This is a genomic window from Streptomyces sp. YIM 98790 (assembly GCF_011421595.1).
Taxonomy (GTDB): Bacteria; Actinomycetota; Actinomycetes; order Streptomycetales; family Streptomycetaceae; genus Streptomyces.
The window spans coordinates 1-12891 of record NZ_WTLH01000166.1; the positions used below are offsets into that span (position 1 = coordinate 1).

Consider the following 12891-nt stretch of genomic DNA (forward strand, 5'->3'; position numbering starts at 1 on the left):
GGCCGGCCGGCTGCGGGTGTGCAGCCGCCGGGGGCTGCACCACCGGCCCGCCGACGGCGGCCCCGCCGGCCGTCCCGCCCAGCGCGGCTCCGCGCTCCAGCCGCTCCAGCCTGCTCAGCAGCGCGCTCTCGTCCCCGTAGGCCGCCGGCAGCAGCACCCGGGCGCAGATCAGCTCCAGCTGGAGCCGCGGCGAGGTGGCGCCGCGCATCTCCGTCAGGCCCGCGTTGACGATGTCCGCAGCCCGGCTGAGCTGGGCCGGGCCCAGGGTCCGTGCCTGCCGCGCCATGCGCTCCAGCACGTCCTCGGGGGCGTCGATCAGCCGGCGCTCCGCCGCGTCCGGCACGGCGGCCAGAATCACCAGGTCGCGCAGGCGCTCCAGCAGATCGGCGACGAACCGCCGGGGGTCGTGCCCGCCCTCGATGACCCGGTCCACCACCTCGAAGGCGGCGGCGCCGTCCTGCTCGGCGAAGGCGTCCACCACGGCATCCAGCAGGGTGCCGTCCGTGTAGCCGAGCAGCGCCGTGGCCATGGCGTACGTCACGCCGTCCGCGCCCGCGCCGGCCAGCAGCTGGTCCATCACCGACATCGAATCCCGTACCGAGCCCGCGCCGGCCCGCACCACCAGCGGCAGCACCGTCTCCTCGACCGGGATGTTCTCCTGCCGGCACACCTGCGCGAGGTAGTCGCGCAGCGTGCCGGGCGGCACCAGCCGGAACGGATAGTGATGGGTGCGCGACCGGATGGTGCCGATCACCTTCTCCGGCTCGGTCGTGGCGAAGATGAACTTCAGATGCTCCGGGGGCTCCTCGACCACCTTCAGCAGGGCGTTGAACCCGGCCGGGGTGACCATGTGGGCCTCGTCCACGATGTAGATCTTGTAGCGGCTGGCCGCCGGGCCGAAGAACGCCTTCTCGCGCAGCTCACGGGCGTCGTCCACACCGCCGTGCGAGGCCGCGTCGATCTCGATGACATCGATCGAGCCGGGGCCGTTGCGCGCCAGGTCCAGGCACGAGCGGCACTCCCCGCAGGGCTCCGGCGTCGGGCCGTTCTCGCAGTTCAGGCAGCGTGCCAGAATCCGCGCGCTGGTGGTCTTCCCGCAGCCGCGCGGCCCGCTGAACAGGTACGCATGGTTGACCCGGTTGTTGCGCAGGGCCTGCTGCAACGGGTCGGTGACATGCTCCTGCCCGATGACCTCGGCGAAGGTCTCGGGACGATAGCGACGGTACAGCGCGAGGGACGACACAACTCCGACGATATCGGCCCCCGCCGACACCCGGCGCCGCCCGGGAACGACAGGGCCCCCCACGCACCCGCCAGAGCCGACCTACCCTTGCTGCCTTCCGGCCCTGGGGGAGTTCAGTCAGATAGCGCCGCATGAGGGGCTGGTCCCCAGCGTACCCGATCCCCCGGGCATCCCCGCATCCGGACAACCGGTTCGCGACCACCCCCCGGCGTCTTGTATTGTTTCCGGCGGAGGATTCGCCTAGAGGCCTAGGGCGCACGCTTGGAAAGCGTGTTGGGTTCACACCCTCACGAGTTCGAATCTCGTATCCTCCGCCACCGCTGACCAGCGGAAACGAAGGGTCCNTGACCAGCGGAAACGAAGGGTCCGACCGCCCCGCGGCCGGACCCTTCGCCGTCCCCTGGTCTCAGTCACCATGATCGGATCAGCACGGAACTGGCGGACAGGGCCTGCAGCACCTGCGCCCGGCACCACGAGCGCCGTGCTCATTTGCCAAGCCTGAGGGCACCGTCTGCACCAGCTCGTTGACACCCCTCCAACAGAGAGCAACAACCTCGCAGCTCTCCGTCACCGCCGAAGTGAGACAGAGCCGCTCCATTGACAAGCCCCAGCGCTGACGCTGAGCTGCTCAGCGTGGCCCACGGATTTGGCTGCCGCGGGATTCTGTGTCGAAGATCAGGCTGCTCGCTGTCGCTGCCAGCCGTCCCTGAACCGCGGACGGTACGCCGAGGCGGTTCCAGTGGAAGATGACGTGGTGGGCGAGTACGGCGCGATGGCCCCGGGTCAGGTCTCCGTCGTGTTGGTGTGCGCTGAGGCGTCGGCCGGCCTGCTGGAAGGCGGCGAACCACTCGGATGCGAAGCTCAGCGAGGTCGTGGCGGAGGCCGAGCTGGTGTCCGTGGTCATCAGGCGCTTCAGCGCCGGGGCGAGAGGCGGCAGGGGTTGGGGAGGTCGGCCGTCGCCGGCGGGGCGGAGTTCGGTGACCTTGGCCCAGACGTCACCCTGTTCGAACCATTCCTGTCCGGCTGCGCGTAGCAGGGTGCTGCACAGCAGGACGGACAGCTCGCGGCGGTTGTCGATGTGGCCGGGTGCGGTGAGCTGGGCGAGGTGGGCCAGGGTGTGGTTGCTGTCGTGGTGGAAGAGGTCGTGGGCGGTGTCCATGGCTTCGGGGCCGCCGAAGGCATGGAGTTCCGGTTCGTAGACGGTGGTCACCCAGCTGGTCAGAGAAGTGCTCTGTTCCATCCCGGTGAGCAGGGTGCGCATGTGCTCGTCCGCTTCGTCGGTGAGGTCATGCGACGCGGGGCGGTAGCGCAGGCGTAGTTCGTGGCCCTTGCGGATGAAGAACCAGGCGTCGATAAGGCCGGTTTTCTCGGCGTGTGCCATTCCGGGGCGGAGGTGGGTGACGGCTGCCGGTTCCACGTCGTGGTGGTGGGCGAAGGTGAGTACGCGCTGGTGCCAGTGGGGGTGTTGTTCCTCCGGCTGGTTCATCTGCGTCGCCCTTGGGTGGTCAGGTCAGCAGCAGGCACGCGTCCCAGCCGGAGGCGGGAGCGGTGGCGGTGGTGGCGGTGTGCTGGGCGAGCGCGTGTCCGGCGGCTCCCTGGAGAAGGCTCGGGTCGTCGGCGGCCGGCATGTGGTGGAGGAGCAGGGGCTGGAGACGGGGCAGGTGGGCGGCCAGGGCAGGAGTGGCGGCGTCGGCGGCCACTCGGTAGGCAGTCTGGAACAGGCCGGCGGCGCCGTGGCACAGGCCGCCGTCGGTGATCCGGCTGAGTTGTGCGGGGTCGGTCAGGCAGCTCAGGAGGGCGTGCTCGGCCATCTGCCGGCGGTCGGTGTCGCCCGTGGCCAAGGCGGCGAGCTGCTGGGCGCGGGCGATGCCGGGAGTGCCGTAGCACCACGAGGGGCGTAGCGGTCCCGGCTGGGCGGGCTGTTGGCGGTGGAGGTCGTCGGGGGTGACCCACTGGGGCCACCAGGGACCGGAGGGGTGGTCGCAGCGCCAGGTGTCGAGCCATGCGCAGATGCGGCTGATGGCGTCAGTGTGGGCGGGGACGGTTGTGCCGCGGTCTTTGGCCAGGGAGAGCAGGGTGAGAGGGCCGGCAATGCCGTGGGCCATGCCGAGGTTGCCGTGTCCGCCGGGGAAGGTGTGGGAGGTGCCGTGGACTGGGCCGTGGGGCACCCACCAGCCGGGCAGCCGGTCGGGGTCGCCAGCGAGGGGTTCGGTCAGGCGGACCAGGTAGGAGAGCACCGCCCGGGTGGTGTCACCGCCAGGTTCGCGGTTCAGGAGGTGCCTGCCCAGGCCGGTCAAGCCGTACAGCAGATCGTATTCGGCTGCCCGGGGCCGGTGGCCGCGGTCGATGCGGGCGTGGGCCGCGTCAAGGCGGCGGCGGGTGAGGTCGGTGATCTGGGCGTCGAGGAGGTCCAGGGTGCGGGCGTAGCGGTTGGTTCCGGCCGCCGCGGTGTGCAGGACGAAGGCGACGGCGGGTGCGCCGAGGAAGAGCGAGGCGTTGTCGCCGGTGTTGAGAGGGCGGCTGGTGGCTGTGGCGAGGGCCACGTGGGCGGCGTCCCAGGTGCCGGTGCCGTTGTGGGCGCGCTCGATGGCCAGCAGGGCGATGCCGATGGCGCCTCGGGAGAGCGACTGCGGCCAGGCGGTGTTCTCGGTGCTGGTGGCGTCGGTGGGGAGAGGGCTGGTCATGACTGGGCGCCTTCGTGCTGGACGGTCCAGGCGAGAGCCGCGGCTCGGGCCAGCCGGTGACAGGTGCGTTCGCATTCTTCGTCGATGCCGGCCATGCGGATGTGGTGCATGTGCAGCAGGGAGGCCAGCACGGTCTCCGGCGCGATGCCGCCGGCCTCGGTGAGGCGGGCACGGTAGGCGGACAGCGCGGTGCGTCTCTGCTCCCATCGGTGGCCGATCTGGTCGCCGCCGGGGAGGGAGTGGAGTGTGTCGTTCTTGGTGCGGGGGTCCGTGAGGAGCATGGTCTGCTGCCGGATGTGCCGGGCGATGGTCGGTGCGGGGCTCCGGCTGACGTTCTCGGTCAGCCAGCGGGCGGCGGCCGGGGTGCTGCCGGTGAAGGCGGTGGTGAGGTCGACCAGGCTGGCCGCGGTGAGCGCCTGCTGGTGGAAGGCGTCGGTGCCGGTGGTGTGGGTGGTGTGGGTGTGGGTGAGCTGGGCGATGACGGCCGCGGAGTCGGTGACGAAGACTCTCCCGGCGGCGTCCATGGCCGGGCCGGTGCCGTAGCGGCCGGTCTCGGGGCGGTAGGTGCTGAGGTCGAGGTCACGGGCCAGCCCTTGGCGGCGCAGGTCTGCCACCCAGGTACCAAGGCGCTGCACGGCAGGTCCCCAGTCGTCGGGGTGGCTGAGTAGTAAGCGGAGCCGCAGGTGGGGGTCTGGATCGCGGTAGGGCACGAACCACCATTCGGGCGGGCTGTCCCAGGTGGCGAGGAAGCCGGGCAGGTGGCGGGACAGGAGTTCGGGGTGGCGTTCCGGGTGTCCGTAGATCTTTGCGTAGAGCCAGGTGGAGTGGCCGGGCAGATGGCCGTGATCGCGGCGGAGGGCAGCAGGGGTGGCTCGGCGTGGGACGGTGGACGGGTCTGCCGGAGCGGTGGTTGTCATGGGGAGAACGAGCTCGTGTGCGCGTCCGTCGAGCCATTCGTAGGCGGTGGGGGCCGGGGCCTCCTGCAAAGTGGCCTGGCCGGTGGTCTCCAGGTGGGAGCGCAGCAGATGGAGATGGGAGGGCTCCTCCAGGTCGAGGAAGATCCGGCGGTCGTCGCTGCCGAGGAAGACGGTGTTCGGCAGGCGGAGGCGCTGCCGCAACCGGGCCATGCGCTCGGTCCAGTCCGGCCATGTGGCCTGGGCGCCGGGGAGGTTGGAGGCGTCGAGTCTCCAGCGGGCCGGGGACAGGATGGTGCGGCCGTAGCGGATGCGCGGTTGGAAGGGCAGTTGGCGGGCGGCTCCCCAGGAGAAGGGGGCCAGCACCGCGGCGGTGGCCCGTGGCAGTTCGCACAGGAACCGCGCCAGGGGGTGGGTGTAGGTGGTGGGCTCCACCGCGTTCAGGACGGCGGGTTCCACGGCACGGCCGGTGGTCCGGGAGACCAGGTACATGCGCTGGGGGTCCGCGCCGACGAGCAGGTCGTCCAGGGCCAGACCTGGGTTGCTGTCAGCGTGTTCGGCCAGGGAGATGACGGCGGGCAGGAGTTGCGGTGCGCGTGCGACGTTCTCGGTGCGGGTGCGTAGCGGAGGTGCGGAGAGCTGAGCGGGCAGGGCACCGGCCGCCAGCGTGGGCAACTGCGCGTAGGCGGCGTGGAAATGGTTGCGGTCCTCGTCTGCCAGCAGGTGCAGGAAGCGGCCGGTGATGGTGCCGACGCCGGTGGCGAGTCCGGCGACGACGAGTTCGAACTCACCGCGCTCCACAGCGTCCTGGTTGGGTGCGTGGAGACGGAAGCACAGCTCCAGGTGGGCGGGGAGCTGGGGATTGTCCTTGAGCGTCAGCTGGGCCAGGGCCTGATCGTCCAGTCTGATCTCTTCTGCGCCGTCCAGCGCCGCTTGTTGTGCCAGGGCTAGCAGGCCGGTGTCGCGATCAGTCAAGCGGGGGGCCGTCGGCCGGATCAGAGATGACCGGTAGCCGGCGGGAAGGCCCAGTCCGACGTCGGGGTCGACCAGGTCGCGGACGGGGACGAGGGCGCCGGGGCCGTAGTGCTCCAGGAACCGGACGTGGTAGTCCTGCCAGGCCGGAGCGCCGGACGGGAACGGGCTGAGTGCGGCCAGTGCCGCCACTGCCTTCTCGGACTCACGGGCGACCGTGTGCGGCAGCTCCAGGCGGCAGTCGAGAAGCAGGTCCACCGTGAGCGGCTGCTTCGCCACGTCGGTCAGGGCTTTCATGCGGTCGGCGGTGGCCGAGCGCAGGGTGCGGCGCATGGAGTCGGAGCCATGGTTGTGCCGGGACAGGCTTCGGTGGATCTCGCCGAGCGCGCGGAGCGTGGGCGCCACGGCCGGGATGGTTCCGGCCTCGGCTTTCTCCAGCTCATCAACGAGGTGGCCGAGGGGATCAGTGACCGTCATCGGCGTGTGCAGGGAGTTGATCAGTACGCGGCGGGTCACCAGTTCGGTGAGCAGCCGGTCGATCACCTCGTCGGGGATTTGTGGATATGCGGTGGCGAGTCTGGCGGCCAGGTCGGCAACCGTGATGGGCGCAGCGGCGGCAGCCAGGACGGTTTGGACCGCCCGGGTGTTCCGCAGACTCATCTCCGAGGCGGCGGGAGAGCCGGTTGCTGGGCGCGATGACCGCTGACAGGGCACGACCAGCCGGTCACCGCGTACGTAGCAGGTGGAGTCGGCCACCACCGGGAGGCGGCACAACAGCTCCGGGCACGTCTCCAGGCCGGTGATCACCTCGGCCAGCCACAGGGCATCGGCACCGGCTACCGGGCGGTGCCCCTCTCCCCAGTGCACACGGAGCGTGCTCCCGAGCCGCGCCGGAGCGATTCCGGCGAACAGCCCGAAGGGCGTTGCACGGTGCCGCATTCGCAGCAGGTAGCGCATCACGGAGACCACGGCCCGCCGGACCTGCCGCGGTTTGTCGATCTTCCCGGCGCAGACATCGCTGACGCGCCGTGCGAGGAGCGGACTGGCAACCTCGATGGCCTCCGCTACGCCCGGGAGCGCCCACACGTGCCGGAGCCAGTTCCGCCGCTGCTCCTGGATGGCGACACCGTCTCCGGTGAGGTCCGGCCACGGTGGGTCCGTGAACTTCTGCGGATGTGCGGTGGCCCGTATCAGGGCCGCGTCGATCGTTCGATACAACCTGACCCACCTCCGACTCGGGTGTGGGGTCCGGCGCCGGGTTCCTCCGGCGCCGGACCCCACAGCATGGTTCAGCCGCCGATACAGGTGCTGTTGCTGCACGCGCTCTGGCAGGTTGAGGTGCAGTTGTCGTCGGTGTCGTTGAGAAGAGCGGGAATGACCGGGGCCTTCTCGACAAAGGCGATGTCGAGTTCGAAGTCTTCCTCGGCGGCGCCGGTGTTCCCCCGTGCTGCTGCCATCGTGCCTCCCGGATGTCGGTGGTGGATGTGCCTGGGCAGCCCTGGTCGGCTCAGTCGTTGTGAGCGGGCCAGGAGACCGTGATGCGGCGGTGCTTCTTGATGACGACCAGCCCGTGGGGGAGCTGGGCGATGGGGGTGTCCGCCGGGTGCGCGTAGAAGGTGGGCCGGTCGTCGCGGTGCTCGCGGTCCCACGCCTGGATCTTCTCGACCAGCCGCTGAGCGGCCTTCTCCGCGTTCGGGCCGTGGCCGTAGGCACCGAACTCGTACAGGTCCTCCTCCCCGGGGACCGGACGCCCGGCCCGGTAGGCGAAGGAGTCGCCGTAGAGGAGGGTGGAGGTGCCCAGGGGGGAGGCGGAGGCGACCAGCCCGCGGTCACGCGCCGCGGCGGTGGCGGCCAGCAGTGCGTAGTCGGTGACCTCGGTGGCCAGCCACAGGTCCAGGTCGTCGAAGGGCACCGAACCGCCGATGGTCACCCCCGACCACGCCTGTGCCCGAGGCTGCTTCAGGGCCTCCCGGAGCTGCTCGACCTCGGCCTCCTGCTCGTCGTCCAGCCGCAGCCCGACCTCGGCACCCTTCTCGTCGTGCAGGACGGCGAGCTGCACCCGCATTTCGCCCGAGCCCTGCATGGGGACGAAGCCGCACAGCTCGTATCCGGTGCTGACCAGCACCTCGCCCTGTGCCTGGAAGGCGACCGACCGGGTCAGCCCGCGCACCCGCAGCGGGACGACGATCCGGCCGCCGTCGGCGAGTTGCCCGGTCCAGGCCGGCGGGATGTCCCAGGCCCCGACGGTGACGATGATCCGGTCGTAGGGGGCGTGCTTCGGCTCGCCGGCCTCGCCATCGGCGCACACCACGTTCACTCGCTCGTACCCGGCCCGGTCCAGCAGCCGGCGAGCGCGGTCGGTCACATCCGGGTCGATGTCGATGGTGGTGACTTCCCCTTCGGGACCGGCCATCTCGGCGATCAGAGCGGCGTAGTACCCTCCGGAACCGATTTCCAGCACCCGCATACCCGGGCGGATATCGGCCTGTTCCAGCATCATCGCCTGCACGCGGGCGGCCGAGACGGAGCTGACGGCGACACCGCGCTCGTCTCGCTTGGTGACCTCGGCCCGCTCGGCCGCGTACGCCTGCTCAGGGGTGACGCCCTCCGGCACGAACAGGTGCCGGGGCACCCGTCGGAAGGCCGCCGTGACCGCCTCGCTGCACACCGCGTTCAGCTTGCGCAACTCGCCGACCAGGGCCTCGCGCAGCTCTTCCATGGACTCTTCGGGGGAATTGTTCAGATTCATCGATCGGAGTGTAGTCACGCCATTACCCTCTGGTGGGTGCCTTGGGCGTCGACGGCAAGCAGGTCGGCCAAGCGCTGGTGGTCGAAGCGAGCGAGGACCATGTTGTGGTCGGAGAGGTCCTGCATGTCGATGACTTCGAGGTCGCGGAAGGCGGGCAGCAGCAGTGAGGACGCGCACAGCCAGTCGATGCGATTGGCGGGGCCATGCGTGTCGCTGGCGGGGATGGACGGGTGCACCGCCTCGGTGTTGCCGAGGTGGGCAACGTGCTGGGCGAGGTCGGTCAGTCCGGCGGTGCGGAAGGTGTCGTGGGGGTGGGTGTCCATGGCCCGGCTGCTGCCGGGGACGGGACGGCTGCGGTGGGCGCGGTGGGGTTCGTCCTCGATCTGGCCCAGATGCGGCAGTGGGCTTTCGCCGGGGGCGAGGCGATGGGGATAGCTGTTGGCATCCAGACCGATGACCATCGCCGACTTGCGGACGCTCTGCCCGTCCAGGACCCGGACCTTCTTGTCATGGAATGTGGTCAGCAGTTCGGCCTCGACGGCCCGGAGGGTTGGGGAGGCGTAGCTGAGGTGGGCGGCGACCGCGGTGAGCGGGATCGAGGCGGGGCCGGCGGCGTGCAGCTGGAGCGTGACTGCGGTCGGCTGGCACTTGAAGACGGGCGACGGGCTGGGCCATTCCCGCAGGACGGTGAACAGGCTGGTGTCGGCGAAGACGGCGGTGTAGGAGCCTTCGCTGAGCCAGCCTCGCAGGCCGAGTTCCTGCTCGGCCTCGTACATCCCTTCCTTGGCGTTCGCGTCGGCGTCGAACATCTCCTGGCGCAAGAGAAGGTGGGCTCCTGCGTCGCGGATGCGCCGGTGAGCCCGCATCCGTGCGGAGCGGTCACCTCGGCCGTTGAGTGCGAAGTTGAAGGTGGCCATGGTCAAGGTGTCCGGAACTAAGGCGTGACTGGTCACAGAGCTGATCTCCTGGCTTGCCCGGGGGCGGGTCGATCGACGGTGAGCTGGCTGCGATGGACGTAGGTGCAGGTCCGATCACGGCGGCTTGACCGCGATGCCGGCGTAGGCGGCACCGGTGTCCTGGTCGGGATCTTGGTCCAACGGGGGTGGCTGCCAACGTTGTGTGGGTACCAGCCCTGGCAGCAGCAGATCCCAGCCGGCGAAGAAGCGCGCGACTTCGGCGTGGTCACGCAGCCGGACGGGGATGCCGGAGCCGCTGTACGCACGTGCCATGGCGGCCATCTCGCGAGGACGGAAGTCGGTGGTGGGGTGCACGATGGCCAGCGCCGATCCGAGGGGTAGGGCGCTCTTGATGCGGTCGAGGTGGCCATGGACAGGCCCGTGCCGTGAGTCGGGCAGCAGGTGCAGCACACTGCCCAGCAGCACCGCCACCGGCCTGCTCAGGTCGATGATGGCGGTGACCTCCGGGGCGGCCAGCAGGCGATCTGGCTGGGTCAGGTCTGCGCGGCAGGCTGCGGTAACACCGGGCGGGGTGCAGCGCAGCAGGGCACGGGCGTGGACGACGGCTTGCAGACTGGTGTCGACGTAGACCACCCGTGCCTGTGGCAGGACCTGCTGGGCGATGTCGTGTGTGTTGGCGCCGGTGGGCGAGGGCAGGCCGCAGCCGATGTCCAGGAACTGGTGCAGCCCGCGTTCGGCGAGGTGACGCACGGCGGTCTCGATGTAGGCGCGGGCCTGGCGGGCGGCCTGCGCGGCGAAGGGCGCTGCTGTGGTGATGGCAGCGACCAGGCGGCGGTCCTCGGCGGTGTGGTCCCGGCCGCCGAGCAGCGCGTTCTGTATCCGCGGAGCCGAGGGCAGACGGAGCTCCTCACGGATGTCATCCCCGGCGGCTACCGGCAGCGGAGGCGCCGCGGTGTCCGTGGTGACGGTGGTGCGTTCGGGCGGCATGGGGAGGTGTCCTCCGGTCGGCGTTCGGCGTCAGGGCAAGGTGTCGGCGAGGACGCCGAGCGCGGTGCACAGCTCGACGGCGTCGGTGAACGGACGGGTGACGGCACCCGGTGAGCGGACCCAGCGCGGCCCGCGGAAGTCGCGCTCCCCGCACGGTCGGTGGGCGACAGGGAGAGTGAGGTACGCGCCCGTGCCCAGGTAGCGGGCGAAGATCGGCCACGGCTCGGCGCCGTAGCCGGGACGGATGAACCAGTACCAACAGTCCCGGTCAGCGGCGATGCAGCCGATCCGGGGATCCGAGGCATCGCCGTAGAGGAGGCGCAGCACCTGCTCGCCGTGGTGTTCGGCGGTGCGCACCGCGTCCCAGTCCCGGCCGGCGGGCAGGACCACCGGCTCATGCGCCGTCAGAGTCTCGGCGAACAGCGCGAACGCTTCCGGCGAAGGCGGCGCGCTCATCGCAGCACTCCTGGCTTTCCGGGGGTCCGGCCGCGCACCGGGGCCAGCAGGTGGCTGCCGATCCGTTCCTCCAAGTGCGGACCGAGCTCGGTGCCGAGCCTGGCGAGTTGCTCGCCGATGACTCCGGCCGCGCACTCGCGGTAGGTGAACGCGGCGAGGAAGGAGTTCGCGCCAGCGCGGGTGAGCAGCACCGAGCCGTCCTCGGCCAGCAGCACGCTGGTCGTGGGCGGGCCCGCCTGGCTCCGGACGATCAGCCGGTCGGACACCGAACCCAGCGCCGCACCGAGGGCTGCCAGGTCCCGAGCGTCGTCCGGCCCCATTCCGGCAAAGGCCAACGTCATGCCGTCGGCGGTGAACGCCAGTACGCCCCACACACCGCGCAGCGTGCCGACTCGGTCGTGCAGGAGCGCGGTGATCGCATCGTCGTCCATGACTTCCTGGTCCTCTTGCGGGGCGGGGCGGACACGAGCAGGGAGAGAAGGAAGGTGACCGTCAGGGGCACAGGAGCGGGTGCTGCCCGGGGGAACCGGTGCGGTGGGCAGCGCCACGGCGCGGATGTGCCCCTGACGGCCGTCTTGGGGGCGGGCCTGTCTCATCAGGACGGGGCGGGTGGAGGGCAGCCCGGTGCGCAGGCGCGGACCGGAATCGGGTACGGATGGCCGTAGATACGTGCGTCGGTGATCGTCCCGGCGTCCTGGCTGGAACCGTCCAGCAGCCGATGGCAGTACCGGCACGCCCGCCCGTACAGCACTGGCGAGGGCACCCGCCGTTCGTCCTGCTCCTGTGCGGCCATCAGCGCCGTCACCTGGTCCCCCCGCCAGCCCGGCCCGGCTGAAAGGGCCGACGCGGGGCCGACACCGCCGACCGGTCGGCAGCCCTGGCGGCCTCGACCCGGTCCAGCAGCGTGCGCACGCACCCGGTCAGCATCCGAAGCCGGCCCAGCGCGGCGGCACGCGAGGAACAGCGCATCGACCCGGTCGCCACGGCCAGCTCGACCAGCTCCGCCCAGCAGTGTTCGGCCACCCCCGTAGTTGCCGAGTCACGGAGCTGCCGGGCGAGCGGAAGCAGTACGGCGAGCTGGTCCTGGAGCGCCCGGGTATGGACGCCGACCTCCCGGGAGGAAGGTGTCAGTACCTGGAGCAGCCGCTCCGACGACGCCACGGCGTACCGCGCCCTCTCCGGCACGAAGGCCGCCGCGGCAACCGCTGCCGGCCTCTCCCCACGGACGACGCAGACCGGGTACGAAGAAGCAGCGCGAGCCCGTATGCCGAACGCGGCTCCGACCAGGGTCCTGCCGGTCATGGACAAGTGCTCCTCCGGTGGCCTCCGGCCAACGAGCACGGAACGTGTCCGTTGGCGCACGAACAGGTGGTGAGCCACCAGAATTCGCGGAACGGGTGTGACGCCACCAGCGACGTGGCAGTGACTTCTCCGGACTTCCTGCGCCATACCCAGGACATGTTTCCTGTGTCCGTGGGTTTGTGGCTGTCAGGGGCGCAGCATGGTCTTGGCGCCTCCGGCGTGGGTAGCAGTCGAGCACAGAGAGCCCAGGAGGGTTCCCATGGCGCAGCCGACCGTTTTCCAGCTGCTCGTGGACGAGCGGCGATGGCGAGACTACGACGTCTTCAGGCACCACTACGAGGAGGCCGCTGCCGAGCTGGCACAGCGAGAAGGGCCGCCGAACCTGCGCACGGCCACCATCGGCCGGCGCCAGTTCGTCCGCTGGCTGCGTGGCCAGCTTGAGGGCACGCCGCGGAACGACGCCAAGCGCATCCTGGAGCACCTGTTTGAGGGGTCTCGCGTTTTCCGGACAGGGATGTAACCGGGTTATTTCATGAGGCGAGTTGGAGGCGCTGGTGGTCGGCGTGCGCCTCGCGTGGAGGTCGATAGCCGATGGCCGAGTGAAGTCGTCTGTGATTGTACCAGTGTTCGATATATCGGGTGATGTCGCGACGGGCCGCCTCGCGGG

General features: G+C 70.5%; 13 protein-coding genes, 1 tRNA gene and 1 other RNA gene. 2 read left to right on the forward strand and 13 right to left on the reverse strand.

Going from position 1 to position 12891, the window contains the following annotated elements; genetic code table 11:
- Together GQS09_RS22180 and ffs are read right to left on the reverse strand one after the other, a co-directional pair.
- On the reverse strand, positions 1–1243 hold a 1243-nt coding region (locus GQS09_RS22180; RefSeq protein WP_165989006.1), incomplete at its 3' end, for a DNA polymerase III subunit gamma and tau.
- Between the two features lie 48 nt (positions 1244–1291).
- Positions 1292–1386, reverse strand: an RNA gene (ffs, locus tag GQS09_RS22185) — signal recognition particle sRNA small type.
- 86 nt (positions 1387–1472) lie between these two features.
- On the opposite strand from ffs, the gene GQS09_RS22190 reads away from it, so the two are divergent.
- Positions 1473–1560: transfer RNA gene (locus GQS09_RS22190), tRNA-Ser, on the forward strand.
- Positions 1561–1871: 311 nt separating this feature from the next.
- Here GQS09_RS22190 and GQS09_RS22195 read toward each other — a convergent pair.
- The 11 genes from GQS09_RS22195 to GQS09_RS22245 all read right to left on the reverse strand — a co-directional run bounded on the left by GQS09_RS22195 (position 1872) and on the right by GQS09_RS22245 (position 12224).
- A complete protein-coding gene (locus tag GQS09_RS22195) occupies positions 1872–2729 on the reverse strand; it encodes a thiopeptide-type bacteriocin biosynthesis protein (protein WP_165989007.1) in 858 nt (285 codons plus the stop codon).
- Between the two features lie 19 nt (positions 2730–2748).
- Entirely contained in the window at positions 2749–3927 is a 1179-nt protein-coding gene (locus GQS09_RS22200; RefSeq protein WP_207958136.1) for a lanthionine synthetase C family protein, read from the reverse strand.
- A complete protein-coding gene (locus GQS09_RS22205) occupies positions 3924–7031 on the reverse strand; it encodes a lantibiotic dehydratase (RefSeq protein ID WP_165989011.1) in 3108 nt (1035 codons plus the stop codon). The genes GQS09_RS22200 and GQS09_RS22205 overlap by 4 nt, the downstream gene beginning before the upstream one ends.
- Before the next feature lie 71 nt (positions 7032–7102).
- Positions 7103–7270: an FxLD family lanthipeptide gene (locus tag GQS09_RS22210; RefSeq protein WP_093838414.1), complete on the reverse strand. Its 168-nt coding sequence runs from the start codon at positions 7268–7270 to the stop codon at positions 7103–7105.
- A 50-nt stretch (positions 7271–7320) separates the two neighbouring features.
- The gene (gene fxlM / locus GQS09_RS22215) at positions 7321–8562 is read right to left on the reverse strand and encodes a methyltransferase, FxLD system (protein ID WP_165989013.1); all 1242 of its coding nucleotides are present in this window, start codon (positions 8560–8562) and stop codon (positions 7321–7323) included.
- A gap of 14 nt (positions 8563–8576) precedes the next feature.
- Complete coding sequence (locus tag GQS09_RS22220) at positions 8577–9479, reverse strand: hypothetical protein (protein ID WP_165989015.1); 903 nt, start codon at positions 9477–9479, stop codon at positions 8577–8579.
- Positions 9480–9593: 114 nt separating this feature from the next.
- Positions 9594–10466 (reverse strand): SAM-dependent methyltransferase, encoded by an 873-nt coding sequence (locus GQS09_RS22225; protein WP_165989017.1) that lies wholly within the window; start codon positions 10464–10466, stop codon positions 9594–9596.
- A gap of 30 nt (positions 10467–10496) precedes the next feature.
- A complete protein-coding gene (locus tag GQS09_RS22230; RefSeq protein WP_165989019.1) occupies positions 10497–10922 on the reverse strand; it encodes a hypothetical protein in 426 nt (141 codons plus the stop codon).
- Positions 10919–11353 carry a roadblock/LC7 domain-containing protein gene (locus GQS09_RS22235; protein ID WP_165989020.1) on the reverse strand — a complete coding sequence of 145 codons (435 nt, stop codon included), beginning with the start codon at positions 11351–11353 and terminating at the stop codon, positions 10919–10921. Before GQS09_RS22235 ends, GQS09_RS22230 begins: the two co-directional genes overlap by 4 nt.
- Positions 11354–11517: 164 nt before the next feature.
- Positions 11518–11715 carry a hypothetical protein gene (locus tag GQS09_RS22240; RefSeq protein WP_139238304.1) on the reverse strand — a complete coding sequence of 66 codons (198 nt, stop codon included), beginning with the start codon at positions 11713–11715 and terminating at the stop codon, positions 11518–11520.
- 8 nt (positions 11716–11723) lie between these two features.
- The gene (locus GQS09_RS22245) at positions 11724–12224 is read right to left on the reverse strand and encodes a hypothetical protein (protein ID WP_207958137.1); all 501 of its coding nucleotides are present in this window, start codon (positions 12222–12224) and stop codon (positions 11724–11726) included.
- A gap of 259 nt (positions 12225–12483) precedes the next feature.
- Here GQS09_RS22245 and GQS09_RS22250 point away from each other — a divergent pair, with 259 nt between their 5' ends.
- Positions 12484–12744 (forward strand): hypothetical protein, encoded by a 261-nt coding sequence (locus tag GQS09_RS22250; protein ID WP_165989026.1) that lies wholly within the window; start codon positions 12484–12486, stop codon positions 12742–12744.
- Positions 12745–12891: the final 147 nt, after the last annotated feature.

Coding starts and splice junctions, on each gene's coding strand:
- GQS09_RS22195 (WP_165989007.1), bottom strand. CDS start 2,729: ATGAACCAGCCGGAGGAACAACACCCCCACTGGCACCAGCGCGTACTC.
- GQS09_RS22200 (WP_207958136.1), bottom strand. CDS start 3,927: ATGACCAGCCCTCTCCCCACCGACGCCACCAGCACCGAGAACACCGCC.
- GQS09_RS22210 (WP_093838414.1), bottom strand. CDS start 7,270: ATGGCAGCAGCACGGGGGAACACCGGCGCCGCCGAGGAAGACTTCGAA.
- fxlM (WP_165989013.1), bottom strand. CDS start 8,562: ATGAATCTGAACAATTCCCCCGAAGAGTCCATGGAAGAGCTGCGCGAG.
- GQS09_RS22220 (WP_165989015.1), bottom strand. CDS start 9,479: ATGGCCACCTTCAACTTCGCACTCAACGGCCGAGGTGACCGCTCCGCA.
- GQS09_RS22225 (WP_165989017.1), bottom strand. CDS start 10,466: ATGCCGCCCGAACGCACCACCGTCACCACGGACACCGCGGCGCCTCCG.
- GQS09_RS22230 (WP_165989019.1), bottom strand. CDS start 10,922: ATGAGCGCGCCGCCTTCGCCGGAAGCGTTCGCGCTGTTCGCCGAGACT.
- GQS09_RS22235 (WP_165989020.1), bottom strand. CDS start 11,353: ATGGACGACGATGCGATCACCGCGCTCCTGCACGACCGAGTCGGCACG.
- GQS09_RS22240 (WP_139238304.1), bottom strand. CDS start 11,715: ATGGCCGCACAGGAGCAGGACGAACGGCGGGTGCCCTCGCCAGTGCTG.
- GQS09_RS22245 (WP_207958137.1), bottom strand. CDS start 12,224: ATGACCGGCAGGACCCTGGTCGGAGCCGCGTTCGGCATACGGGCTCGC.
- GQS09_RS22250 (WP_165989026.1), top strand. CDS start 12,484: ATGGCGCAGCCGACCGTTTTCCAGCTGCTCGTGGACGAGCGGCGATGG.